Here is a 24,335-nt window from a genome sequence, read left to right as displayed (position 1 = left end):
TCAGCCTAGATAATTTTGTGGATCAAAGGTGGTGACAATGGGTGTACCATAACTCACGACCACAAAAGCCATCACCATTTCTTGCTCGTCAGTTACTGTCACATGCGCATGCCATTGTTTATCTTCCATAAACTGTAATAGTGCACCTGAATATTTTGTATACGGCTTACCACTTGGCTCATTAAGGGTTTGCAAAGACCGCCAACTCATTGGCATATGCATACCTAAGCCAATTGCTTTTGAAAAGGCCTCCTTAGCAGCAAAACGGGTGGCCAAATATGCCATCCCCCGTTTGTAATTACGGCCAAGTCGCTGCTGAAACACCAGATATTCCTCGTCTCCCAAAACCCTCTTGGCCAAGCGCCCTTGAGTGCGTTCATACGCCGCCTGTAAACGGCCCATCTGCAAGAGATCGGTACCAATTCCGATAATCATCGTCCACGCGCCTCATTCATGAGTCTGCGCATATCGCGAATTGCATTTGGAAGACCTTTAAAAATAGCCTCAGCAATGATGGCATGCCCAATATTGAGTTCACTGATTTCAGGGATTTTGGCAATGGGTTGAACGTTTTGCTCATTTAAACCATGCCCTGCATTGACCCGAAAACCCAAATTCTTTGCATGGCGTGCAGCTTCTACAATTCGCTCTAGCTCAAACGATTGGCGATCTTCTTTGGCATCGGCATACGCGCCAGTATGCAATTCGATCACGGAGGCTCCGATTTCCCAAGCGGCATCAATTTGGCGAGTATCCGGATCAATAAAAAGCGATACCCGAATACCGGCAAAGTGAAGTTGTTCGATGGCAGAGCGTACTTGATCGCGATGGGTTAAAACATCGAGACCTCCCTCGGTGGTGACCTCGGTCCGCTTCTCGGGGACCAAGCACACATCCTGCGGCTTAACCTGAATCGCAATACCCAGCATCTCCGGTGTAATGGCACATTCCAAGTTCATACGGGTACGAATCAGTGGTCTGAGTGCAAACAAATCAGCATCTTTGATATGACGGCGATCCTCACGCAAATGCAAGGTAATTAAATCTGCACCTGCCTCTTCCGCAATTCGTGCCGCGACTATTGGATCAGGGTAGTACGTGCCTCGAGCGTTACGCACGGTTGCTACATGATCAATATTAATTCCGAGCTCAAGTGGGACCATAACTAATATTAAAGCCTTACTCCTGATTAGATCTTTTTTAGGTCGATCAAGATCTGACGGGTGGTTAGCGTTTGATCTTGCAAATGAATACTCAATAGGAAACGCATTAGTTGCTTACTCTGGCTAAGGGTCTCAGGCCCAGAAAAGTCGCCTTGCGCCATGGCTCGCAATACCGACCCCTCAAGTACTGGCCAATGATTGGGATCATCGGGCTGCCATGGACGAATTCCTTTCTCAGGCTGATACACATATCGCTCGCCATTGACTGGTTGGGAGTGGGTCTCCACACAATGATCAAGGGCTGCCGCATACCCAGTCTCACGCAAAAGAGTCAGCTCAAAGGGTCTTAAGGTTTGCTCGATAGTTGTTCCAGAAGATTCGATTTGAGAAAGTGCATAAACTGTATTTGCATAATGATCGTAGAGTGACTCGTACGCATCCTCTCTAGCTAAAAACTTGACCAATAGCTCATTAAGATAAAAACCACACAAAAGCGCATCCCCAACTAAGGCAGGGGAACCTCCGACCCATTCCGACTTGGTGAGGGTTCGAAGTTCGGATTTGCCACTCCAAGAAATCAGTAAAGGCTGGAAGCGCTGCAGAACTGGTCGCAAACTCGAATGAGGCCGCTTCGCGCCTTTGGCAATTAATGCGAGCCGTCCGTGCGTACGAGTAAATACATCCAAAATAAGGCTTGTTTCTTTATACGGGATGCTATGCAGAACAAATCCCGGCTCATCTAGAACGCGAGTCCCTGCCATTTATTCCAAACCCTGTGCACGCAGTTCAGCAAGATCATCGGCCCATCCCCGTTTAACCTTAACCCAGGTTTCTAAGAAAACCTTACTGCCAAATAATGCTTCCATATCCAAACGGGCTTCGGTTGAAATCTTCTTCAACCGCTCACCTTTCTGACCAATAATCATCACTTTATGACTGTCGCGATCCACCAAAATGGTTGCAGCAATGCGTCGCATGGTGCCATCAAGCTTAAATTGATCAATCACCACAGAGCTTGAGTAAGGTAACTCATCACCGGTATAGCGAAATACCTTCTCTCGTAAAATCTCAGCGGCCATGAAGCGCTCACTTCGATCGGTCAGCGTATCGGACTCGTATCGCGCTTCCCCCTCAGGTAGGTACTCCGTAATCACATCGAGTAGGCGTTCAATATCATCTTTATTCTTGCCACTCATTGGAACAACTTCGGCAAAAGTTTGTTCGGGGCTCTCTAGGTTTTCTACCTCACACCCCTTCGTTTGCTGAGCGATCGTTCCCCATGGCTGTGCCATTTTTTTCATGAACTCAAAAAGTGCTAAATCACGATCCTGTGAATCATCAAAACGCGACGCAAATAAATCAAACTTATTTGCAATTAATAGTACTGGCTTGTCATTTGGTAATAATCGTAAAACCTTGACATCATCAGCACCCCAGTAACCCGCCTCTACAATGAAACAGATCACATCGACGTCGTGCAAAGTACTGGTCACCGTTCGATTAAGGGTTTGGTTGAGTGTATTCATGACCCGCGTCTGAAACCCCGGGGTGTCCATAAAGATAAATTGCGCGTGCTCGCGCGTTTGTACCCCAGCAATTCGGTAGCGGGTTGTTTGCGCTTTGCGCGAGGTAATACTAATTTTCTGCCCTACGAGTGCATTTAGTAAGGTCGATTTACCCATATTGGGCCTGCCCACTAATGCGATCGTGCCGCACTTGAACACATCAATCCTTTAATTTAAGAGGAAGTTGGCCTTTAACCGGATCGGCTTTGGCAGCTTTCTTTTTCGCAGCGCGGGTCTTCTTGGGTTTACGCGACTCTTGAGGCAACGCTTTTTGCACAGCGACCAGAGCAATTTTTGCTGCGCCCTGTTCTGCAGCGCGTCGTGATGCGCCCTCCCCTTTAACACTTACTTTTAGATTGGGAATAATGCATTCGACCTCAAACTGCTGATTGTGAGCGGCACCAGTCGTGGCCACCACATTATATGTAGGCAGAGGCAACTGAAAGCCTTGCAAATACTCTTGCAGCAAGGTTTTGTCATCCTTACCCAAGGTTTTAGGATCCACATTTTGCAAGATGGTGGAGTACAGTTTACGCAAGCTTGCCTTAGCTGCCTCAAAACCTCCATCAATAAAAATTGCGCCGGCAATTGCTTCGAGCGTATCCGCTAGGATTGAGGGCCTGCGAAAACCACCACTTTTTAATTCCCCCTCGCCAAGCTTAAGATAGTCCGATAGCATTAAAGCTTGAGCAATCTCATAGAGTGCCTGTTGTTTCACCAGATTTGCTCGTACTCGCGATAGATCACCCTCGTCGAGGTCGGCGTAACGCTCATAAAGAATCTCGGCCACCACACAATTCAATACTGAATCCCCTAAAAACTCGAGGCGCTCATTATTCTTTTTGCTATGACTGCGATGGGTCAATGCTTGATTTAATAATTCGGGCTTTTTAAATTGATAGGCCAAACGATCCTGCAATGGACCAAGATCGAGCGTTGCCCGAGCATTCATTACTGAAAACTTCCAATCCGACCTAAGGAGCCCATATTGAGCCAAATGAAAAAGGCTCGGCCTACTAAATTCTGATCGGGCACAAATCCCCAAAATCGGGAATCTAAACTGTTGTCACGGTTATCACCCATGACAAAATAATGACCTGCTGGGACCTTACAGCGCAAGGCTGTTCCTTGGTATTGGCAGTTCTCCGATCCAGGAAAACTCTCACCTTGATAGATCGTACTGCGGTCGGGATCATTCAATATCTCGTGTGCGTTACCGCCAAGATCGGCTGGAAAACTCTCTTGGAAAAGCTTGGCATACCGCATGCTCTCAGGATCAAGGTATGGGGCTCCACCCGTATATTGAAGTAGCTTACCGTTAATGGTGACCTTTTTATCCTCATAAAGAATGTCATCACCAGGAATCGCAATCACGCGTTTGATGTAATCAACCGACTGATCCTTGGGATAACGAAAGACAACCACATCACCACGCTTTGGGGTCCCGATATCAATGATTTTCTGATTAATCACCGGCAACCGAATACCGTAGGTGTATTTGTTTACCACGATGAAATCGCCAATCTGTAAGGTCGGAATCATCGATCCCGATGGAATCTTAAAGGGCTCAATCAAAAATGAGCGCAGTATGAATACGGCCAAAATAACTGGGAAGAAACTTGCCGAATACTCCAGCCAAAGTGGCATCCGCTCAATTCCGGCAGCTTTGCGTTGCGGAGCAAAGTAGAGTTTATCGGCAACCCATGCGATGCCCGTAATGATCGCCAGAATGAATAAGATGAGGGCAAAGTTCATTTTTCTTCTACCTGAAGAATTGCCAAAAATGCTTCTTGCGGAATTTCTACATTTCCGACCTGTTTCATACGCTTCTTACCCTCTTTTTGCTTCTCCAGTAATTTGCGCTTACGGGTGATGTCACCGCCATAGCACTTCGCCAACACATTCTTTCGTAAAGCCTTGACGTTTTCCCTGGCAATAATATTGCTACCAATTGCCGCTTGAATCGCCACATCAAACATTTGTCTTGGAATAATGCCGCGCATCTTCGCAACCACTTCACGGCCACGCGATTGGCTATTACTTCGATGCACAATAATGGATAAGGCGTCAACCCGATCCCCATTAATCAAGATATCAACCTTCACCACATCGGCTGGTCGATACTCTTTAAACTCATAGTCCATGGAGGCATAACCCCGTGATACCGATTTCAGGCGATCAAAGAAATCCAACACGATTTCTGCCATCGGTAACTCATAAGTGAGTTGCACTTGACGGCCTAAATAAGTCATATTGGTTTGAATGCCCCGTTTACCCGTACACAAGGTAATCACTGAGCCCACATACTCTTGAGGCATGTATAAATTAACCGTAACGATTGGTTCTAAGATCGTTTCAATCTTGCTGGGATCAGGCATTTTGGAGGGGTTATCTACCACCACATTCGTACCATCGCGCTGCTCAACCTGATAAACAACCGTCGGTGCAGTTGTAATCAAGCTCATATCAAACTGACGCTCCAAACGCTCTTGCACAATTTCCATATGCAATAAACCCAAGAAGCCGCAACGAAATCCAAACCCTAAGGCTTGAGAGACCTCTGGATCAAACTGCAAGGAAGCATCATTTAATTTGAGCTTTTCCAAAGACTCACGCAAGGCATCGTATTGATTTGCTTCCACGGGATACAAACCAGCAAACACTTGTGGCTTAACCTCTTTAAAACCAGGAAGTGGCTGTGGTGCAGGGGTGCGACCCTGTTGACCGGACGCATGGGTTACGGTATCACCCACTTTGGCTGCCTTCAGTTCTTTGATGCCAGCAATAATGAAACCGACCTCACCGGCACTAAGTTGTGGACGAGTCACTGACTTAGGAGTAAAAACACCAACTTGCTCCACCAGGTGGGTGGAGCCGGTAGCCATCAAGTTAATTTTGTCTTTTGGTTTTAAGGTTCCATTTACAACCCGGACCAACATCACCACACCCACATAGTTATCAAACCATGAGTCAATAATGAGCGCTTGCAAAGCTTGTGTGGCATCACCTTTAGGTGCCGGTACACGCCGGATCATTTCTTCTAAGACATCAGCAACACCTAATCCTGTTTTAGCGGAACAGGTGGTGGCATCGGTCGCATCAATCCCAATCACATCCTCAATCTCTTTCTTAGCCGACTCTGGATCCGCAGAAGGTAAATCAATTTTGTTTAGGATTGGGATTACTTCAACACCCAATTCGGTTGCGGTGTAGCAGTTGGCAACCGTTTGCGCCTCTACACCTTGACTGGCATCGACAACTAATAATGCCCCTTCACACGCAGAGAGTGAACGGCTGACCTCATAAGAGAAATCCACGTGCCCTGGCGTATCAATCAAGTTGAGGTTATAGGTCTTCCCATCTTTGGCCTTGTAGCTGAGCGCAGCAGTTTGAGCCTTAATCGTGATTCCGCGCTCACGCTCAATATCCATAGAATCAAGAACCTGCTCCTCCATCTCACGATCGGAGAGACCGCCGCAGAGCTGAATAATGCGATCAGCTAGGGTCGATTTACCATGGTCAATATGGGCAATGATGGAGAAATTACGGATGTGATCCATTGGCGCTATTCGATTGGGGTATTGATAAAACGCCTTGTCGCAACGCAACACAATGATGCGCTGCAATAAGATGTCTTTTCCATATTGTACTGGGAGAGAAAAAATCAGCGCTTTTCCCTAACCTTCAAGGGAAATAACCAAAGAAAAAGGGGTGACTTGTGGTCACCCCTCCCCATCAATTAGGTACTAAGCAGGATTTATTTCTGGGCAGGTCGGATCGGTACCACGATCGTGGCATCACCGCGACGCACGAAAATAGGGACCGCCTTACTAGGGTCAAGGGCTTTGGTGACGGACTCAAATTGCTTAATCCCGGGGATATCCGCATCCCCGATTCGAACAATCACATCACCAGCCCGTAAGCCGGCTCTCGCTGCAGCCCCATCCCCAACGTTGGTAATTTCTACACCACCTTTACCGCCCAACTCTTTATTTTTAGCCTCAGTAAGTTCAGCAACACTGATGCCCAAGGATTTGTTTGCAGTTCCCGCTTGTGGGGCAGGGGTCTCCGACTTTCGGGCAACGGCTTTATCAGGCTCCGCATCCGCAACCACGACCGTTAAATCACGATTCGCTCCTTTACGCCAAACCCTAACTGTTGCAGAGGTACCGGGTTTAGTCTCACCAACAATGCGAGGTAGATCAGTGGACTTGTTGATATCGCGACCATTAAAACTCAAAATCACGTCACCGGCTTCAATACCACCTTTAGCAGCAGGCGCTCCAGGCTCAACATTGCGGACAAAAGCGCCGCGCGGTTTACCAAGACCTAGACTTTCGGCCACTTCTTTATTAATTTCGCCAATCGCCACACCAATTCGTCCGCGCACTAAACGCCCGGTAGTTCTCAGTTGATCGGCAACCCGGATGGCCTCATCGATTGGAATTGCAAATGAAATCCCCATATAGCCACCCGAGCGACTAAAGATTTGAGAATTAATACCAATCACTTGACCTGCCGTATTTAATAGTGGCCCACCAGAATTTCCTGGATTAACGGCAACATCGGTCTGAATGAACGGCAAGTAATCGCCCGTATCACGACTTTTTGCCGACACAATCCCAGCGGTCACCGTATTTTCTAGACCAAAGGGAGAGCCAATCGCAACAACCCACTCACCCACCTTCACCTTCGAGGAATCGCCAAGAGGTAATTTTGGCAAGCCCGTGGCATCAATCTTAAGAACTGCCAGATCGGTTCGCTTATCTGCGCCCAAGAGTTTTGCTTTGAACTCGCGCTTATCCGTTAAGGTGACATAAATCGTTGTTGCGCCCTCAACCACGTGCGCATTGGTCATCACAATTCCATTTGAATCAATAATAAAACCCGAACCAACACCGCGCTCAATTTCTTCCGGTTGGCCCCGTCGGTTACCTTGCCCTCTTGGCGTATTTGGCGCCCCTGGAAGTGGCACTCCAAAAAAGCGGCGAAAGAATTCTGCTTGCTCATCGGGTATGCCCGGGGTAGAACCTTGAGCCTGTTGATTTGAAGTTCTCTCGGTAGTGCGAATATTAACGACCGCAGGACTCGCTTTTTCAACCAGGTCCACAAAATCTGGAATCGCGACCCGTGGAGGCTGAGTATTTGTCTGAGAAGAGACCGTCGGTGAGAACGATAGGATTCCCCAGCTAAATACTGAGAAAACGAGCAATAGAATTTTTTTCATACGAAATTGAGCGTTAACTCAACCCATTAGTTGCAATACTGACAATATTAGGGCTTTTTCCCAAATATCAAGGTACCGTTGGTACCCCCAAATCCAAAATTGTTTTTAACCGCATAATCAATTTTGAGATCCCTTGCGGTATTGGCGCAATAATCAAGATCACATTCAGGGTCTTGATTAAAGATATTGATGGTGGGTGGTGATTTTTGATGGTGCAATGCAAGAACTGTAAAGACTGATTCTAGTCCGCCAGCGCCACCCAATAAATGCCCCGTCATCGATTTGGTGGAATTTACCACTACCTTTTTAGCGTGGTCACCCAATGCTGCTTTGATGGCGTCAGTCTCGTTTTTGTCGCCTAATGGTGTTGACGTACCGTGAGCATTTACATACTGAATTTGATCTGCCGTAATTCCCGCATCGCGCATTGCATTAACCATGCAACGGCGTGGGCCATCCATATTGGGCGCAGTCATGTGATAAGCGTCACCACTCATACCAAAGCCACATAACTCCGCATAAATTTTGGCGCCACGCGCTTTGGCATGCTCGTACTCCTCGAGCACCATGACACCGGCGCCCTCACCCAAAACAAAGCCATCGCGATCTTTATCCCAAGGGCGCGAAGCGGTAGCGGGATCATCGTTACGGGTTGACAATGCTCTTGCGGCAGCAAAGCCGCCGATCCCCAATGCTGAGATTGTCGATTCGGCACCGCCGGCGATCATGACATCTGCATCGCCATATTGAATCAAGCGGGCAGCCAAACCAATGCTATGCAAACCCGTAGTGCATGCAGTCACCGCTGCAACATTTGGGCCCTTTAGATTAAAGAGGATGCTCAAATGCCCAGAAATCATATTGATGATGGAGCCTGGGACGAAAAACGGGGAAATTCGGCGTGGTCCGCGAGAAAGCAACTCGGAATTGGTATCCTCAATCATCGGTAAGCCGCCAATTCCTGAACCAACCAGCACACCAATTCGCTCGGAATTTTGATCAGTTACCTCAAGGCCGCTATCTTTAATGGCCTGAGTGCCAGCAGCTATTCCATAATGAATGAAGGTATCCATGTGCCGAGCCTCTTTAGCAGAGATGTACTCCTCGACATTGAAATCCTTGACCTCACCAGCAAAATGCACACTCAGCGCTGAATGATCAAACTTAGTAACCGTGGCAATGCCAGTTTTACCCGCGATCAGGTTAGCCCACGCGGTTGCGACCGAATTACCAACTGGTGAAATCAGACCTAAGCCGGTGACCACCACGCGACGTGGTTGATTTGATGCGGGCACGGCTTAGCCTAGATAAGTATTAAGCCTGTCCAGCTTTCGTTTTTGCGAAATCAATCGCAAGCTGTACAGTGGTAATTTTTTCGGCTTCTTCATCTGGTATTTCAATACCAAACTCATCTTCTAAAGCCATTACCAATTCAACTGTGTCAAGAGAGTCTGCGCCAAGGTCGTTCACAAAAGAGGACTCATTTTTGATGTCTGCTTCTGGTACGCCTAACTGCTCAGCCACGATTTTCTTAACGCGTTGTTCGATATTGTCCATTCATTCCCTCCGGGACTTGTTAAAACGAATTAAAGGATTTTATCAGTTTGTTTGTGACAGCGATAATTTAACAGGAGACTCAAGCCAGATATAGGCCACCATTGACATGCAGGGTGTTTCCGGTAATGTAGGCTGCTGCAGGCGAGGCCAAGAAAGCAACTGCCTGGGCGACATCCTCAGGGGTGCCTAAGCGAGCTAATGGAATGTTGGCCTTAAGGCTATTTTGCTGATCCTCGCTCAAAGCGCGGGTCATATCGGTATCAATAAACCCGGGGGCCACACAGTTAACCGTGATATTACGGCTCCCAATCTCGCGCGCTAAGGCGCGGGTCATGCCAGCGACCCCAGCTTTAGCAGCCGCATAGTTTGCCTGACCGGCATTACCCATATGACCGACAATCGATGTGATATTAATAATCCGGCCCGATCGCGCTTTCATCATGGGTCGTAATACCGCTTGAGATAACTTAAATACCGAACTCAGATTAGTGGAAATGACATCGGACCACTCATCGTCCTTCATTCGCATCGCCAATTGATCTTTGGTAATGCCTGCATTGTTAACCAAAATATCAATACGCCCAAATTGCTTGACGATATCTTCAATCATGGCTTCACAAGCAGCCCCTTGAGTAACATTCAGAACTTTGCCAACCCCCTTGTGAGTCCTTAATCGCTCGGAGATTGCATTGGCACCCGACTCGGAGGTTGCAGTGCCGATTACAGTAGCGCCGCAAGACGCCAATTCATCAGCAATCGCCTGCCCGATACCTCGAGACGCACCAGTTACTAGTGCCACTTGATTATTTAAGTCTAGATTCATAAGGATTTCGGATTTCGATTAGGTTTTTAATTGTTGCAATGCATCCATCAAGCTTGAGTCATCGATAATCGCCATTCCCTGAAGTCGATCATCAATCCGTTTTGTCAATCCTGCTAACACTTTGCCAGGGCCGCACTCCACAACCCGTGTGACTCCGCGATCGGCCATTGCACGAATTGTCTCTTGCCAGCGAACCGGCTTAGCCGCTTGACGAACTAATGCATCTTTAATTAGATCTGGATTATCCAGAACCGTGACGTCCACATTGTTGATGACCGGGATACAAGGTGGATGAAATTCAATGCTCTCTAAATAGGCCTTGAGTTTTTCCGATGCAGGCTGCAGGAGCGAGGAGTGAAATGGGGCGGAGACTGGAAGCGGCAAGGCACGCTTTGCGCCAGCGGCTTTGAGAAGCTCGCAAGCCTTACTAACTGCCTCAGTAGCACCGGCAATCACAATTTGACCTGGGGCATTGAAATTAACAGCCTCAACGACCTTTCCACTCTCCTTGCTGGCGAGAGCGCATACTTCGATCACCTGCTGATCATCAAGTCCCAAGATTGCAGCCATGCCACCTGTGCCGACTGGCACTGCTGATTGCATGGCTTGTGCCCGAAATCGCACCAAAGGGAGCGCGTCTTTAAAACGAATCACGCCTGCAGCAACTAAGGCTGAATACTCTCCTAGGCTATGCCCTGCAACCACGCTAGGTTTCGGTCCACCAGAGGCCAACCAGGCTCGATAACAGGCAACGCCCGCAGTAAGCATCACTGGCTGGGTGTTCGTGGTTAAAGCTAAGGCCTCAGCGGGTCCCTCTGCAATTAACTTACTAATGTTCTCACCCAGGGCATCGGATGCCTCTTGCAAGGTGGCATGAACTTCCGTTCGCGAAGCTAACGAGTTGAGCATGCCCACTGATTGTGAGCCTTGTCCTGGGAATACAAATGCAAATGTCATATCAATTTTTTCTCATTAATAACGCAACACCACAGCGCCCCAAGCAAAGCCACCGCCAACACCCTCAAGAAGGATGTGTTGACCGCGCTTAATTTGACCCGATCGGATACCATGGTCAAGCGCCAAGGGAATGGAGGCTGCAGAAGTGTTGCCATGCTCATTAACGGTAACAATCACTCGGTCCATGGACATTCCCATTTTGCGTGCAGTTCCTTCCATAATCCGAATATTAGCTTGGTGCGGAACAAGCCAGTCAATTTGCTCAGGCTGCATATTGGCCTTTTGCAAAACCTCGTGGGCAACCTGTTCTAACACCTTAACCGCTAATTTAAAGACGGCTTGGCCATCCATATGTAAAAAAGGAATGCCTTCAATCCCACCGCAGCTTGCCCGCCCGGGAATGCACAAGATGTCACGTTGACTGCCATCAGCATGTAAAGCACTCGCCAAGATTCCGGCCTGATCGGAGGCCTCAAGCGCAACTGCGCCCGCACCATCTCCAAACAAGACGCACGTACCGCGGTCTTTGAAGTCAAGGATTCGAGAGAACACTTCGGCCCCAATAACTAAGATCTTTTGATACATACCAGCACGAATAAAGGCATCTGCGGTGCTCAAGGCATACGAGAACCCAGCACACACCGCCTGCACATCAAAAGCAGCACAACCGTTGGTGAGACCCAGTTTGTCCTGAATCACACATGCAGTGCTTGGAAAACCACCGAGGTGATCGGGTGTGGAGGTTGCCAAAATAATTAACTCAATATCAGCGGCATTCCATTGCGCTTCCATGATGGCAAGTTGAGCTGCCTTGACCGCCAAATCACTGGTCAACTGATCAGCAGCAGCAAAATGCCTCGCCGAGATACCGCTGCGGGTTTTAATCCAATCATCACTAGACTCAACGCCCTCTTTGGCCAAACGGTCAACCAAATCTTGATTACTTAGCCTTAATTCAGGCAAGTAACTGCCGGTCCCTGCAATCCGAGCAAATCGACCCATACTCATGCAGACCTCAATGTGAATGACTCAGCAATCTTCTCGACCATCCGATTCTTGGCGGCATCATATGCACGCTCAAGCGATACCTTAAAGGCAAAACGATCCGCCGAACCGTGGCTTTTAATTACGCACCCCTTGAGACCTAAAAGAACGGCGCCGTTGTAGCGACGATGATCTACTCGCTGGCGTACTCTCTTTAATGGTAACAAAGCAGCTAGGCCCATTAATTTGGTTAACAAGGATCGATTAAATTCTTCGCGGATCATCCCGCTCATCATTTTTGCCAAGCCTTCGCTGGCTTTTAAAACAACATTGCCTACAAAGCCATCACAAACTACGATATCTGTGGTTCCTTTAAAGATATCGTTCCCTTCAACATTGCCATAAAAATGCAATTGGCTTTGGCGCAATAGCTCTGCTGTTTGTTTCACAACCTCATTACCTTTAATCACTTCTTCGCCGATATTGAGAAGGCCAATGGAAGGTTTGGGATTACCATTGACAACCCGTAACATCACATCAGCCATCTGCGCAAATTGCACAAGGTGGATTGGCTCACAGTCAGCATTTGCTCCAAGATCAAGTACGGTCGTACCCTTACCCAACTCATTCGGTATCGCAGTCGCAATCGCGGGGCGATCAATACCGTCCAAGGTTTTTAAGATATACCGAGAGATTGCCATTAATGCACCCGTATTACCGGCAGAAATTACGGCATCGGCTTTGCCTTCACGCACCTGCTCAATAGCGACACGCATAGAAGAATCTTTTTTACGACGCAAGGCAATCTCAATGGGGTCATCCATCAAGACAATTTCGGAGGCGCCCATAATCTGAAAGCGGTCCAGTAAATTTGGATTGCAGTTACGAATCGATTGCTCAATCGCTTGGGCAGATCCAATTGCAATAACCTTGGTATCGGGGTGATCTTGCAGAAAATCGCAGCAAGCGGGGATAGTGATTCCCACTCCAAAATCCCCGCCCATAGCATCAACCGCTAGAGTGACACTCATTGAATGTGTATGAAACGTCGATTGTGTTTAAGAAAAAAGCGGCCTGAGCCGCTTCGATCAAACAATATGGAATTAGTCGTTCTTGGTTTTAACGACTTTACGACCACGGTAGTAGCCATTGGGTGATACGTGGTGACGCAAATGAGCCTCACCGGTAGTGGACTCTACTGCAATTGCAGGCGCAGTCAAAAAGTCGTGCGCACGGTGCATGCCACGTTTGGAAGGGGATTTTTTATTCTGTTGGACGGCCATAATGAACTCCTAAGCAAGGCGCAATTCTAGCATAGAAAGTGGTGAAAACCCGCATTCCTCAACAAAACGATGATTATTTCTTGAGGTTTTTCAATACCTTAAAGGGATTTGGCTTTTCCAAGTCCGCTTCTAATGGCCTCGATTGGCACTGACCGACCGGGTGTTTTGGGGCATGAGGCAGTTCTAGCAAAATCTCATCTTCAATCGCTTCAAGCAAATTAAAGTGGGTTGAGGCGACCATTGCCTCCTCATCATCTCGATCGAGGGGGAATTCATCTGCCTCACCATCCGTTTTCAAAAAAACATAGGTCTTATGGATCTCCAGCTCCAAACCGAGGGGGTCTAGACACCGTTGACAGGCAATTGCCATTCGCCCCCGAATCTTTACCCCCATTAAGGGCCGATCGTCCTGGTGCCAGCTAAGAATTTGACAATCAAATCCATCCTCTGGATTTACTGAGGCAGCCTCTGCTGAAAGTCTCGGAAAATTAGCAAGCTGGATAAATCCCTCGCCTTCATAGGAGACAGGCGCTAACATATCGACTCTAAGCAATGAACTAGGGCTGATTTCCAGAGTTTGGATGGGGTAAGGCGAATTGTGTGTCATCCGATCAGCGATTTGTAATTCATTCAAATAATTGACATTATCAAACATCACTTCGTCATTAATGTTACCGACTTTTAACCTCATTCTCGCCTCAAGTTCGCCTTACCGAAAACAGCTACTCCAAAGACTCGGGCTGCCATTTATAACGCTTGCGCCTAATCTTGACGAATCTCCACTACCTGGCGAGAGTCCAAAAGATCTCACGCTGCGACTTGCGCAAGCAAAAGCACAGGCGATCGCTGTATTGCATCCAACTGCTTGGGTAATCGGCTCTGATCAAAGCGCTGATTTGAGTGGCCGCATCATTGGCAAACCAGGCACGCATGCGGCCGCCCTAGCGCAACTTAAACAAATGCAGGGTCAAGTGGTTGTTTTTCATACATCGCTTTGCCTGATCGGTCAGAATTTTTGCCAAACAATCCATGTCCCAACTACTGTTCAATTTCGCAATTTACCCGAACAAGTTTTAGATCAATACCTACGACTTGAGAAACCTTATGACTGCGCTGGTAGCGCCAAATCGGAAGGGATGGGGATCATTCTGCTAGAAAAGATTGAAAGTGAGGACCCAACCGCACTGATTGGCTTACCTTTGATTGCCCTGACAAGCCTATTTCATCAAGCGGGCATTCCTTTGCCAGCTCCTCAAAATTCTTAATTGCATGCAAATTGGTAACTTGTACTTAGTGCCCAATACCTTGGGTAGTGATAATCGGGTTACACAACTCCCTCATGTAATCCCTGTTGAGAACCTGCGCCAGATTGCCAAGCTTAAATACTGGATTGTGGAAGATGCGAAGACGAGTCGCGCATTTTTAAATGCCGTTCATGAAATCGAGTCACTTCACCATTCCTTACAAGACATGGTCATGCAAGAGTGGCGCGGCCCAGACCGCAAACATCCCTTGAGCCAAAAACCACAAGATTTGCTTGCCCCACTTCGAGCGGGGCATGATGTGGGCCTGCTCTCAGAGGCAGGTGTCCCAGGGGTGGCTGACCCTGGGGCAGAGATCGTCCAAGTCGCACATCAGTGGGGAGCCAAAGTCATACCATTAGTAGGCCCCAGCTCGATCTTGCTAGGACTCATGGCAAGCGGTCTCAATGGTCAATTCTTTCGATTCAACGGCTATCTTCCTGTCGACACAGCGCAGCGCTCAAAAAAATTAAAAGAGCTAGAGGAGACTTCGAGACGTCATGGTGAGACCCAAATTTGGATTGAGACCCCCTATCGAAACAGCGCAATGCTGCAAAGCTGCTTGGATTCGCTATCGGCACAAACTCAACTCTGTTTAGCGATCGATCTCACACTAAAGAGTGAATGGGTGTGGACAGGATCAATCGAGTCTTGGCGCAAGCGATATAGCGAAGCAGACGCTATCTCTGAGTTAGTCAAGAACAAACCGACTATTTATCTAATGCTTGCTTAACGCATTTCCGCACTTCGCGTTAAGGCTTTACTGATCGCCGCGCCCGTTTCCGCTCCAAATCGCTTAGCAACGCGCTCAGCAAAGTTCTCTTTTAAGGTGTACTCCACCACATCGGGGGTTTTTAAAATATCACGTGCGACGGAATCAACCGTTCCATAGCCGTCGACTAACCCCAATTGCACTGCCTGCTCACCATTCCAAACGCGACCCGAAAAAATATCGGGGTCATTCTTTAAGCGCTCGCCACGACCCTCTTTCACAACAGTAATAAATTGCTGATGGATTTCATCGAGCATTTTTTTGACCATCTCGACTTGCTTCGGGTTTTCTTTTGAAAACGGATCTAACATACCCTTGTCCGAGCCCGCTGTGATCAAGCGTCGCGAGATCCCCATCTTATCCATGAGTCCGGTAAATCCAAAGCCGCCCATGATGACTCCAATCGAACCAACGATGCTAGCTTTGTCGACCAAAATCTTGTCTCCAGCGACCGCCACGTAATACCCACCAGAGGCACACACATCCTCAACTACAACATAAAAGGGCTTCTCTGGATGTAAACCACGCAACCGTTTTATCTCATCATTAATCATGCCGGCTTGCACGGGAGAGCCCCCTGGACTATTGATACGAAGTACTACCCCGGTAGCCTCTTTGCTTTCAAATGCGGCACTTAATGCTGAATTAATATCCAATGCATTTGCAACCGAATTAGGTGAGATTTCACCTTCAATACTAACAAGTGCAGTATGTTTTCCGCCGCTTCCACTTCCCGGTAAACCGAGATCAAAAATTTGTGTGATCAAGCCTACCAAAACAATTAAGGTCAAAATGCGTAGAATGGCTCGCCAACGTCGAGCCTTTCGATTTTCTTTTAAGTTTTCGAGAAGCAAATGCTCGAGTGCGCTTCGCTCCCATTGCGCATTTGCATTAGACGACTCAGGATTTTGATTCATAAACTTAACTCGCTTTACTTGATTCAGCAGGAACTTGGGAATTTTGATACAAATTTTGCATTAACCAATTTCCTAAAACCTCTACATTATCTAAGCAAGCCAAAGAATTTGCTGACCGTAATGCATCCGCTGGATGAGCACCATACGTAACCGCAATAGCATCAACACCAGCCGCCTGCGCCATTTGAAGATCGTGCGTAGTATCCCCAATCATGAGCATTTTGCGCACTGGGACCCCAAGACGATCCGACAAGTCCAACAACATGCCTGGGTGAGGCTTAGCGAAGGATTCATCTGCAGTTCGGGTGCCATGAAATACATGTTCTAACCGATGATGAATCAATGATCGATCGAGTCCCCGCCGAGGCTTACCAGTTGCCACCCCCAACATAAAACCTTGATTTCTTAAGTTTTCAAGTAGGTCGCGCATACCCTGAAAAAGATCCAACTCATGATCTTTTGCCAAATAGTGATAGCGAAAGCGATCAACAAGCGTTGGAAAATGCTTAGGGTCAATCGTCGGCACCACACGCCGTAAGGAATCATGGATTCCTAAACCGATCACATAACTTGCAATTGAGTCCTCGGGGACTGGAAAATCAAGATCTCGACAGGCTTGCTGAATGCACTGAACAATCGTTGGCGTGGAATCCATAATTGTGCCATCCCAATCCCATACGATTAACTCATAGCGACGTTCATTTGTCTTCAATCGATTTCTTTCGGTTGTAAGGTTTTAGCCAAAAAACGACTGTCCCATTGCGCGAGAAAATCATGAAATCGTTTTGGCAGATTAGTTTCAATTCGTATTTTCTCTGAAGTTTTGGGATGCGAAAAGACTGCAAGATGTGCATGGAGAAAAAGGTGCTTAACCTTCAACTGCTTATCGCCCGATTCCAATCCATATTTATCGTCGCCCAATATTGGATGTCCAATTTTTTGTAAATGCACACGAATTTGATGGGTTCGCCCGGTTTTGAGCTGGGCTTCGACCAAGGTAAAGCAGGCGCTGTCATGCTGAACAATCTCGGTTACCCGAATATTGGTGTGACTTGGCTGACCTTTTGGATCAACGCGAACCCGACGCTCACCGTTCTCTAATACATATTTCAGCAGGGGAAACTTTAACTGCTTCGTTCCAGTGATCGCGTCCATTGCGCCATGAGCAATTAATCGATAGCGTTTATCGGTTAACCCCTCCCGAATCTGTCGATGCATTTCCAGCAAAGCGCTGCGCTTTTTTGCCATGATCAAGATTCCAGAAGTATCTCGGTCTAAGCGATGAACCAGTTCCAAAAATGCATTCTCTGGCCTTGCCTTACGAAATAACTCGATGGCACCTAACTGAACACCTGAACCCCCATGGACCGCCAGCCCAGAGGGCTTATCAATCACCAGTAAATACTCATCCTCAAACAAAATGGGGATATCCGTTGCTAGGGTTTTGGCCTGAGCCTCCGAAATTACGCGGTCTAATTTTTTTGGTTCGGCTAAGCGGGTAGGGGGTAGACGAACGACATCGCCCTCAACTAAGCGTGAGCTTGGCAGCGCCCTCTTTTTATTGATCCGCACTTCGCCCGACCGAATAATTCGGTAAATATGGCTTTTTGGAACCCCTTTAGCCCATCGGAGTAAGTAATTATCAAGTCGTTGACCAGCAAAATCAGGGCCGACGGTTTCCAAAATAGCTGCCAAAACCTTGGTTTTAGGGGCTTCCTTGCCAGTATTCCGTGGCTTTGAGGGAGGAGTCGTGGTTTTATTCATCGGATCATTCCCATTGTCGACCGTTTTGTGCCCTATAATCAAGGCTCTAAGTCATTGATGACTAAGAATTTGAATTCCGGAGCTTGGAGTCGCCCATGAATAGACTCCCGGGGTTGCCCCTCTCCCGTTTTAATGAGGCGCAAGGGTTGGCGTGATATTTGCCGCGACCCCCGAAAGCAGATGACCGTTTTTTAAACGAGCGCCTACATTGAGAACTAAAGGAGATCTCTGTGGCGAGCGTTCATGTGAGACCCAAGCCAATCTAATTGGTATTTTTCTTTTTAGGAATTTTGTTTGTCTCACTTCAGCACTCTGGGTTTTTCCTCAGAGCTTGCCAGTCATCCACTTCGCGTCGCTCAAGTCCGCCTCCTGTTTAGGAGAGTGTTATGAAGCGCATGTTATTCAATGCAACGCAACAAGAAGAGTTGCGAGTTGCCATCGTTGATGGTCAAAAATTAATCGATATCGATATTGAGACTGCCGGGCGTGAACAGCGTAAAGGCAATATTTATAAAGGTGTCATTACCCGAATCGAGCCATCCCTAGAAGCCTGCTTCGTTAACTATGGTGAAGAACGACATGGTTTTTTACCCTTTAAGGAAGTAGCTAGAACCTACTTTAAGGATGGTATTGATGTCCGTAATGCTTCCATCAAGGATGCTTTACGCGAAGGTCAAGAAATCATTGTTCAGGTTGAAAAGGAAGAGCGCGGTCAAAAAGGCGCTGCCCTAACCTCTTTTATTTCCCTGGCAGGTCGCTATTTAGTGTTAATGCCAAACAATCCGCGCGGAGGTGGTGTATCGCGCCGCATTGAAGGCGAAGATCGCCAAGAGTTACGTGAAGCCATGGCGCAACTTGAGGTACCCGATGGAATGAGCATTATTGCCAGAACTGCAGGTATCGGTCGAGATGCCACTGAACTGCAATGGGATCTCAATTACCTCATGCAATTGTGGAAAGCGATTGATGAGGCAGCCAAAGGAAACTCCGCACCCTTACTCATTTATTTAGAGTCGAGTCTTGTAATCCGCGCCATTCGCGATTACTTCCAGCCCGATATTGGCGAGATTCTGATTGATACCGATGACATTTATGAGCAAGCTCAGGCATTTATGTCAGTAGTAATGCCAGACAACTTGCCTCGGGTGAAGCGCTATCAGGATGATGTGCCCCTCTTCTCACGCTTCCAAATTGAGCATCAAATTGAAACAGCCTATTCCAGAACGGTTCCACTACCATCTGGCGGTGCAATCGTAATCGATCACACGGAGGCCTTGGTATCGGTAGACGTGAACTCGGCACGCGCAACGCGTGGATCGGATATTGAAGAGACTGCAACCCGAACCAATCTCGAGGCGGCTGATGAAATTGCAAGGCAAATGCGCCTTCGTGACCTTGGTGGCTTGATCGTAATTGACTTCATTGATATGGAGTCATCAAAGAGTCAACGGGATGTTGAAAATCGCTTACGCGATGCCTTACGCCATGATCGCGCCCGCGTACAAATGGGTAAGATTTCTAAGTTTGGTTTGATGGAGCTCTCGCGTCAGCGTTTGCGTCCAGCTCTATCAGAAGGTAGTCACGTTACGTGCCCACGATGCAATGGAACCGGCCATATTCGTGATACCGAATCTTCCGCGCTACAAGTCCTGCGAATTATTCAGGAAGAGGCCATGAAGGAGAATACGGCTGCAATTCACTGCCAAGTACCCGTTGAAGTTGTTGCCTTCTTGCTTAATGAAAAACGTGCTGAAGTAATCAAGATTGAGACGCGCTTTAAGGTCCATATTTTGATGATCCCCAATAAGCATCTTGAGACCCCTCACTACAAACTAGAACGCCTTCGCCATGATGATCCGCGCCTAGACGAGCAAAAACTTAGCTATGTCATGGTGGAAGAAGCCTCACGCGAACTGGAAACGGATGCTGTCATCGGCCGTAAAAACGAAGAAGTACGAGCTCGTCCCGAGGCAGCAGTCAAAGGTATCACCCCCAGTCAACCGGCACCCGCAGCATCACCGCGTCCAGTCCGTGATTCCAAATCGAATTCATCCGCTCCCGAATCAAGTGGGTTCTTAGGGTTTATCAAAAAATTATTTTCATCGAGTAACCCACCGGCAGCCCCGGAGACCAAACCAAATCCGCGTTCTGATTATCGGGGGCGAAATGGCGATCGCAATCGCAACAGGGGTCGCAATCGCAATGAGCGTAATCAACGCGGTGACTCGTCTGAGCGAATTGAGAAAACAATTGAGCCAACTGAAGCCGCAGCAAATCGCCCACCACGCCCAGAGGGTCGAAATCGTAACCGTGGCGAACGACAAAATAATCAAGAGAAAGTAGAAATTGCTAACCCGGCACCGCAAGTGGTGGGTGCAGATGATGAATCTGAGGGTTCCGGAGATGAACGCCGCCGTGGTCGCAACCGCCGAGGTCGAGGTCGTAACCGTGGCGAACGAGCCGAACGCCATGAAACCAGTGGCTCAGCAACGAATTCAGAATCCAATTCAGGCTTTCCGATGGGCCTCGGTGGTCGCTCCGCCAGTGTGCCTCTAACTCGCATTGTGAGCACCTTTCGAGAGTCAACCGGGGGGCGGCGCCCCAATCAACGAAGGGAACGGCGCGAAGAAATAGCTACGCCAGTTATTGAAACCTTCGCAGCGCCCACCATCAATCTTGAGGCAGTTGCTGCACCCTCCCTACCTGAGCTACCTAGAGTCGCATTCACACCCCTAGCCGAAGAGCCGCTCAAGGATGTGGTGCAAGGAGCAGGGATGGTTTGGGTGGGAACGGATCAATCGAAATTGGCAGAAGTTCAAACCCAGATTCAGGCAGAAAGCCCAGCACCCCGTGTTCCGCGAGTACCTAAATCTCCTGCTAGCCTTCCAACTGGCCCGATGGTGCTCGTTGAGACGGGCGGACAAGAAAAAACCATCGATAAAACGGTTTAGTCGTTTAAGGCCATAATGTGAATTATGGTGAAGCCTGTCATTCCAATACGCAAAGAGACCCCCAGGGGTCCTTTGCCGTTGATCCCAAACACGCTAAGTGCGGTCCACGGTCGTACCCTTGATCGTCGTCAACGCCCATTGCGTGATCTACGCATCTCCGTTACCGATCGGTGTAATTTTCGGTGTACCTACTGTATGCCCAAAGAAGTATTCGATCAGAATTACCCGTATCTCGCGCAACCTGAATTATTAAGTTTTGAAGAGATTCATCGCTTAACCACCATTTTTGTCTCTCTCGGTGTTGAAAAGATTCGCTTAACGGGCGGCGAACCTTTACTTCGCAAGAATCTAGAGACCTTAATTTCCATGCTGGCCAAGATTCGAACGCCACAAAATCAGATGCTGGACTTAACTTTGACGACCAATGGCAGTCTTTTGAGTAAAAAAGCAGCGCTCTTAAAAGAGGCGGGTTTGCAACGACTGACAGTTAGCTTAGATGCACTTGATGATGCCGTCTTCAAAGCCATGAATGACGTCGACTATCCAGTGCGTGATGTGCTCGATGGAATTGAGGCGGCCCAAAGGGCGGGCTTTCAGGGAATTAAAGTCAATATGGTGGTCAAAAAAGGAGTGAATGATCACGAGATCTTGCCCATGGCTAAGTATTTCCGAAATCGCGGCATAACCCTACGTTTCATTGAATTCATGGATGTTGGCTCCTCGAATGGCTGGAATCTTGATCAAGTTTTGCCATCCGCCGAAGTCATTGCCAAAATTTCTGAACAGTTCCCACTTGAGCAACTCGACCCAAACTACAGCGGCGAAGTCGCTCAACGTTGGCGTTATCAGGATGGCGCCGGCGAAATTGGTGTGATATCCAGCGTTACCCAAGCGTTCTGTCATGAATGTTCCCGTGCCCGCCTGTCGACTGATGGTCAGCTATTCTTATGTTTATTTGCGACCGAAGGGTTTGATTTCAAAGCCCTCATTCGATCCGGTCGCTCCGATCTTGAAATTGCAAACGCAGTGATGCAAACCTGGTCAAACCGTGAAGATCGCTACTCTGAAATCAGACACCTGCACACGAAAGATTTAGAACGCAAACAACGTAAAGTTGAAATGTCCTATATTGGTGGTTAAGGTCTGCGGATGATTGCGCGTTCCGAAATCACCGGCCTACTGCTTGCAGGTGGTCGCGCCTTACGAATGGGTGGAATCGATAAGGGACTTATACCGTTTCAAGGCAAACCCTTAATCGAACATGCGATCAACCGCCTTGGTCCACAAGTCGCAAATTTAGTAATTAATGCTAATCGCAATCAGACTGTCTATTCACAATATGGCTATCCTATCGTAGCCGATGAAAATCAAGACTATGCGGGCCCATTGGCAGGCTATCTGGCAGGCCTAAAAGTGTGCAACACGCCTTATTTGATGACTGCGCCCTGCGATTCTCCGTTGTTCCCCACCGATTTAGTGGAAGTGCTTGCCCATACCCTTAAGAAGCAAGGGTCTCATATTGCATATGCATCGAGCCAAGATCCATCGGGGAAGATTTGGGCGCAACCGGTCTTTTGCCTGATGAAGCGAGAGGTAGTTGATTCCTTGGAACAATTTTTAGCCGATGGGCAACGCAAAATTGATCGGTGGTTTGCATCTCAGAATGCATGTACAACTGTCTTTCAAAATGAATCTGCATTTGCCAATGCCAATACTCCGGACGAACTTGCTCAACTCGAAAAATTTACCAATTAAAACAATGGAAACCAAAAAAGCAAACCAAGAGTTCCAGTCGGATTTTTTATCTGTATCTGAGGCACGACAAGCAATTGCTGACTTAATCGCTTCCAGTTACGAATCTATGGCAATCCATCTCAGAAAAGAGACCTTGCCTCTCCATCAATGCCTCGGCCGGATCTTGGCGGTCGATGTTTTATCACCCATTGATGTACCAGCCCATGACAACTCTGCCATGGATGGGTATGCATTTGATGGTCGTGAACTGCGCGATGATCGCCAGAATATTGAATTAACCGTCATCGGAACTTTACACGCCGGAGAAACAGAATCATTGAACGTTAAACCGGGTCAATGCATCAAAATCATGACGGGTGCCTTGATGCCCGCAACTTGCAATACGGTTGTCCCGCAGGAATTTACGAAGACCCATAGTAATGGTTTGGTGAGCTTTTCAAATGGGGTCGTCCGTGCCGGTGAGAATCGTCGCTTACGAGGTGAAGATTTGCAGTCTGGTAAAGCGGCGATTTCGCAAGGGCGAATTTTACGGCCGGCTGACATCGGTCTTATGGCATCCCTGGGCATTCGTGAGCTCGATGTCTATCAACGTATCAAGGTCGCAATCCTCTCTTCTGGTAATGAGCTCTGCGACATCCATGAATCCTTAGCACCCGGCAAGATTTATGACAGTAACCGCTATAGTCTTCGGGTATGCATCGAGCGGTTAGGCATGGAGGTGATGGATTGCGGCATCGTGCGAGATAACCCCGATGATCTTCGCAAAGCTTTCATTACGGCCGCTCAAATGGCAGATGTCATCATCTCCTCTGGTGGGGTTTCGGTTGGAGAGGCGGATTTCACCAAGCAAATGATGGAAGAGCTAGGTGAAGTTGGATTCTGGAAAATTGCCATGCGCCCAGGTCGACCCATGGCATTTGGTAGCCTAAAGCCAGATTCAAATAGGCCAACGTCCACCGTATTTTTTGGCTTGCCTGGTAACCCCGTAGCGGTGATGGTGACCTTTTATCAGTTTGTCCGCAATGCGCTGTTGCAGCTCAATGGCGCCAAGCAAGTTGAGATTCCATTAATCCCAGTCCGATCAGCCCAAGGAATTCGAAAGAAATCTGGGCGTACGGAGTTTCAGCGGGGGATTGTCTTTCAAGATCCCGAGGGTCAATGGGTCGTTAAAACAACGGGTAGCCAAGGTGCTGGGATTTTGCGCTCCATGAGTGAGGCCAATTGTTTTATCGTTCTTCACCATGACCAAGGAAATGTTGAGCCGGGCGATTGGGTAGACGTGGAGATTTTTGATGGACTGCTTTAAGATGACGGGA

At 48.0% G+C, this 24,335-nt stretch carries 25 protein-coding genes; 6 read left to right on the top strand and 19 right to left on the bottom strand.

Annotation, left to right across the window (positions count from 1 at the left end; translation table 11 throughout):
- From acpS to QUE65_RS02460, 16 genes are all read right to left on the bottom strand, one after another.
- A complete protein-coding gene (gene acpS, locus QUE65_RS02535; protein WP_286281683.1) occupies positions 1–435 on the bottom strand; it encodes a holo-ACP synthase in 435 nt (144 codons plus the stop codon).
- Positions 432–1,163, bottom strand: coding sequence for a pyridoxine 5'-phosphate synthase (gene pdxJ / locus QUE65_RS02530; RefSeq protein ID WP_286281682.1), 732 nt, complete (start codon positions 1,161–1,163; stop codon positions 432–434). The genes acpS and pdxJ overlap by 4 nt, the downstream gene beginning before the upstream one ends.
- A gap of 26 nt (positions 1,164–1,189) precedes the next feature.
- On the bottom strand, positions 1,190–1,924 hold the full coding sequence (gene recO, locus QUE65_RS02525; protein WP_286281681.1) for a DNA repair protein RecO: 735 nt from the start codon (positions 1,922–1,924) through the stop codon (positions 1,190–1,192).
- Positions 1,925–2,845 (bottom strand): GTPase Era, encoded by a 921-nt coding sequence (gene era / locus QUE65_RS02520; RefSeq protein WP_458574776.1) that lies wholly within the window; start codon positions 2,843–2,845, stop codon positions 1,925–1,927.
- A gap of 43 nt (positions 2,846–2,888) precedes the next feature.
- Positions 2,889–3,680 (bottom strand): ribonuclease III, encoded by a 792-nt coding sequence (gene rnc / locus QUE65_RS02515; RefSeq protein ID WP_215371693.1) that lies wholly within the window; start codon positions 3,678–3,680, stop codon positions 2,889–2,891.
- Positions 3,680–4,483, bottom strand: coding sequence for a signal peptidase I (gene lepB / locus QUE65_RS02510; RefSeq protein WP_286281678.1), 804 nt, complete (start codon positions 4,481–4,483; stop codon positions 3,680–3,682). The genes rnc and lepB overlap by 1 nt, the downstream gene beginning before the upstream one ends.
- A complete protein-coding gene (lepA, locus tag QUE65_RS02505) occupies positions 4,480–6,288 on the bottom strand; it encodes a translation elongation factor 4 (protein ID WP_215372506.1) in 1,809 nt (602 codons plus the stop codon). The genes lepB and lepA overlap by 4 nt, the downstream gene beginning before the upstream one ends.
- A 197-nt stretch (positions 6,289–6,485) precedes the next feature.
- On the bottom strand, positions 6,486–7,955 hold the full coding sequence (locus QUE65_RS02500; RefSeq protein WP_286281677.1) for a DegQ family serine endoprotease: 1,470 nt from the start codon (positions 7,953–7,955) through the stop codon (positions 6,486–6,488).
- Positions 7,956–8,002: 47 nt separating this feature from the next.
- On the bottom strand, positions 8,003–9,250 hold the full coding sequence (gene fabF / locus QUE65_RS02495; protein WP_286281676.1) for a beta-ketoacyl-ACP synthase II: 1,248 nt from the start codon (positions 9,248–9,250) through the stop codon (positions 8,003–8,005).
- 19 nt (positions 9,251–9,269) lie between these two features.
- Complete coding sequence (gene acpP, locus QUE65_RS02490; protein WP_108508000.1) at positions 9,270–9,512, bottom strand: acyl carrier protein; 243 nt, start codon at positions 9,510–9,512, stop codon at positions 9,270–9,272.
- Between the two features lie 79 nt (positions 9,513–9,591).
- Entirely contained in the window at positions 9,592–10,335 is a 744-nt protein-coding gene (gene fabG / locus QUE65_RS02485) for a 3-oxoacyl-ACP reductase FabG (protein WP_286281675.1), read from the bottom strand.
- Between the two features lie 18 nt (positions 10,336–10,353).
- Positions 10,354–11,292 (bottom strand): ACP S-malonyltransferase, encoded by a 939-nt coding sequence (gene fabD / locus QUE65_RS02480; protein ID WP_286281673.1) that lies wholly within the window; start codon positions 11,290–11,292, stop codon positions 10,354–10,356.
- Between the two features lie 15 nt (positions 11,293–11,307).
- Positions 11,308–12,294, bottom strand: coding sequence for a beta-ketoacyl-ACP synthase III (locus QUE65_RS02475; protein ID WP_286282400.1), 987 nt, complete (start codon positions 12,292–12,294; stop codon positions 11,308–11,310).
- 2 nt (positions 12,295–12,296) lie between these two features.
- Positions 12,297–13,307, bottom strand: a complete 1,011-nt coding sequence (gene plsX, locus QUE65_RS02470; RefSeq protein WP_286281671.1) for a phosphate acyltransferase PlsX — start codon at positions 13,305–13,307, stop codon at positions 12,297–12,299.
- A 72-nt stretch (positions 13,308–13,379) separates the two neighbouring features.
- The gene (rpmF, locus tag QUE65_RS02465; protein ID WP_108507995.1) at positions 13,380–13,559 is read right to left on the bottom strand and encodes a 50S ribosomal protein L32; all 180 of its coding nucleotides are present in this window, start codon (positions 13,557–13,559) and stop codon (positions 13,380–13,382) included.
- A 73-nt stretch (positions 13,560–13,632) separates the two neighbouring features.
- A complete protein-coding gene (locus QUE65_RS02460) occupies positions 13,633–14,097 on the bottom strand; it encodes a YceD family protein (protein WP_286281669.1) in 465 nt (154 codons plus the stop codon).
- A 130-nt stretch (positions 14,098–14,227) separates the two neighbouring features.
- Here QUE65_RS02460 and QUE65_RS02455 point away from each other — a divergent pair, with 130 nt between their 5' ends.
- Positions 14,228–14,824 (top strand): Maf family nucleotide pyrophosphatase, encoded by a 597-nt coding sequence (locus tag QUE65_RS02455; RefSeq protein ID WP_286281668.1) that lies wholly within the window; start codon positions 14,228–14,230, stop codon positions 14,822–14,824.
- Between the two features lie 4 nt (positions 14,825–14,828).
- Positions 14,829–15,593: an SAM-dependent methyltransferase gene (locus tag QUE65_RS02450; RefSeq protein ID WP_286281666.1), complete on the top strand. Its 765-nt coding sequence runs from the start codon at positions 14,829–14,831 to the stop codon at positions 15,591–15,593.
- Here QUE65_RS02450 and QUE65_RS02445 read toward each other — a convergent pair.
- Genes QUE65_RS02445 through QUE65_RS02435 form a run of 3 tightly spaced genes read right to left on the bottom strand, consistent with a single transcriptional unit; the run spans position 15,590 to position 18,313 of the window.
- Entirely contained in the window at positions 15,590–16,549 is a 960-nt protein-coding gene (locus QUE65_RS02445) for a S49 family peptidase (protein ID WP_286281664.1), read from the bottom strand. The genes QUE65_RS02450 and QUE65_RS02445 overlap by 4 nt on opposite strands.
- A 4-nt stretch (positions 16,550–16,553) precedes the next feature.
- Positions 16,554–17,261 carry an HAD-IA family hydrolase gene (locus QUE65_RS02440; RefSeq protein ID WP_286281662.1) on the bottom strand — a complete coding sequence of 236 codons (708 nt, stop codon included), beginning with the start codon at positions 17,259–17,261 and terminating at the stop codon, positions 16,554–16,556.
- The gene (locus tag QUE65_RS02435) at positions 17,258–18,313 is read right to left on the bottom strand and encodes an RluA family pseudouridine synthase (protein WP_286281660.1); all 1,056 of its coding nucleotides are present in this window, start codon (positions 18,311–18,313) and stop codon (positions 17,258–17,260) included. Before QUE65_RS02435 ends, QUE65_RS02440 begins: the two co-directional genes overlap by 4 nt.
- Positions 18,314–18,699: 386 nt before the next feature.
- On the opposite strand from QUE65_RS02435, the gene QUE65_RS02430 reads away from it, so the two are divergent.
- The 4 genes from QUE65_RS02430 to moeA are packed head-to-tail and all read left to right on the top strand — an operon-like array spanning position 18,700 to position 24,325.
- Positions 18,700–21,264, top strand: coding sequence for an Rne/Rng family ribonuclease (locus tag QUE65_RS02430; protein ID WP_286281658.1), 2,565 nt, complete (start codon positions 18,700–18,702; stop codon positions 21,262–21,264).
- A 24-nt stretch (positions 21,265–21,288) separates the two neighbouring features.
- Positions 21,289–22,404, top strand: coding sequence for a GTP 3',8-cyclase MoaA (moaA, locus tag QUE65_RS02425; RefSeq protein ID WP_286281656.1), 1,116 nt, complete (start codon positions 21,289–21,291; stop codon positions 22,402–22,404).
- A 9-nt stretch (positions 22,405–22,413) separates the two neighbouring features.
- Positions 22,414–23,019 carry a molybdenum cofactor guanylyltransferase MobA gene (gene mobA / locus QUE65_RS02420; protein ID WP_286281654.1) on the top strand — a complete coding sequence of 202 codons (606 nt, stop codon included), beginning with the start codon at positions 22,414–22,416 and terminating at the stop codon, positions 23,017–23,019.
- Positions 23,020–23,023: 4 nt separating this feature from the next.
- Positions 23,024–24,325 carry a molybdopterin molybdotransferase MoeA gene (gene moeA, locus QUE65_RS02415; protein WP_286281653.1) on the top strand — a complete coding sequence of 434 codons (1,302 nt, stop codon included), beginning with the start codon at positions 23,024–23,026 and terminating at the stop codon, positions 24,323–24,325.
- Positions 24,326–24,335 lie beyond the last annotated feature (10 nt).

Origin of the sequence: Polynucleobacter sp. HIN8, assembly GCF_030297615.1 — a bacterium.
GTDB lineage: Bacteria > Pseudomonadota > Gammaproteobacteria > Burkholderiales > Burkholderiaceae > Polynucleobacter.
This window is presented reverse-complemented; position numbering and strand designations above follow the sequence as displayed.

What these genes read in the sequence shown, in the direction of transcription:
- recO (WP_286281681.1), bottom strand. Translation starts at nt 1,924, where the DNA reads ATGGCAGGGACTCGCGTTCTAGATGAGCCGGGATTTGTTCTGCATAGC.
- plsX (WP_286281671.1), bottom strand. Translation starts at nt 13,307, where the DNA reads ATGAGTGTCACTCTAGCGGTTGATGCTATGGGCGGGGATTTTGGAGTG.
- QUE65_RS02450 (WP_286281666.1), top strand. Translation starts at nt 14,829, where the DNA reads ATGCAAATTGGTAACTTGTACTTAGTGCCCAATACCTTGGGTAGTGAT.
- QUE65_RS02475 (WP_286282400.1), bottom strand. Translation starts at nt 12,294, where the DNA reads ATGGGTCGATTTGCTCGGATTGCAGGGACCGGCAGTTACTTGCCTGAA.
- rnc (WP_215371693.1), bottom strand. Translation starts at nt 3,680, where the DNA reads ATGAATGCTCGGGCAACGCTCGATCTTGGTCCATTGCAGGATCGTTTG.
- lepA (WP_215372506.1), bottom strand. Translation starts at nt 6,288, where the DNA reads ATGGATCACATCCGTAATTTCTCCATCATTGCCCATATTGACCATGGT.
- mobA (WP_286281654.1), top strand. Translation starts at nt 22,414, where the DNA reads ATGATTGCGCGTTCCGAAATCACCGGCCTACTGCTTGCAGGTGGTCGC.
- moaA (WP_286281656.1), top strand. Translation starts at nt 21,289, where the DNA reads ATGGTGAAGCCTGTCATTCCAATACGCAAAGAGACCCCCAGGGGTCCT.
- QUE65_RS02445 (WP_286281664.1), bottom strand. Translation starts at nt 16,549, where the DNA reads ATGAATCAAAATCCTGAGTCGTCTAATGCAAATGCGCAATGGGAGCGA.
- moeA (WP_286281653.1), top strand. Translation starts at nt 23,024, where the DNA reads ATGGAAACCAAAAAAGCAAACCAAGAGTTCCAGTCGGATTTTTTATCT.
- lepB (WP_286281678.1), bottom strand. Translation starts at nt 4,483, where the DNA reads ATGAACTTTGCCCTCATCTTATTCATTCTGGCGATCATTACGGGCATC.
- acpP (WP_108508000.1), bottom strand. Translation starts at nt 9,512, where the DNA reads ATGGACAATATCGAACAACGCGTTAAGAAAATCGTGGCTGAGCAGTTA.
- fabD (WP_286281673.1), bottom strand. Translation starts at nt 11,292, where the DNA reads ATGACATTTGCATTTGTATTCCCAGGACAAGGCTCACAATCAGTGGGC.
- era (WP_458574776.1), bottom strand. Translation starts at nt 2,845, where the DNA reads ATGGGTAAATCGACCTTACTAAATGCACTCGTAGGGCAGAAAATTAGT.
- QUE65_RS02430 (WP_286281658.1), top strand. Translation starts at nt 18,700, where the DNA reads ATGAAGCGCATGTTATTCAATGCAACGCAACAAGAAGAGTTGCGAGTT.
- QUE65_RS02435 (WP_286281660.1), bottom strand. Translation starts at nt 18,313, where the DNA reads ATGAATAAAACCACGACTCCTCCCTCAAAGCCACGGAATACTGGCAAG.
- QUE65_RS02500 (WP_286281677.1), bottom strand. Translation starts at nt 7,955, where the DNA reads ATGAAAAAAATTCTATTGCTCGTTTTCTCAGTATTTAGCTGGGGAATC.
- pdxJ (WP_286281682.1), bottom strand. Translation starts at nt 1,163, where the DNA reads ATGGTCCCACTTGAGCTCGGAATTAATATTGATCATGTAGCAACCGTG.
- acpS (WP_286281683.1), bottom strand. Translation starts at nt 435, where the DNA reads ATGATTATCGGAATTGGTACCGATCTCTTGCAGATGGGCCGTTTACAG.
- QUE65_RS02460 (WP_286281669.1), bottom strand. Translation starts at nt 14,097, where the DNA reads ATGTTAGCGCCTGTCTCCTATGAAGGCGAGGGATTTATCCAGCTTGCT.
- QUE65_RS02455 (WP_286281668.1), top strand. Translation starts at nt 14,228, where the DNA reads ATGTTACCGACTTTTAACCTCATTCTCGCCTCAAGTTCGCCTTACCGA.
- fabG (WP_286281675.1), bottom strand. Translation starts at nt 10,335, where the DNA reads ATGAATCTAGACTTAAATAATCAAGTGGCACTAGTAACTGGTGCGTCT.
- rpmF (WP_108507995.1), bottom strand. Translation starts at nt 13,559, where the DNA reads ATGGCCGTCCAACAGAATAAAAAATCCCCTTCCAAACGTGGCATGCAC.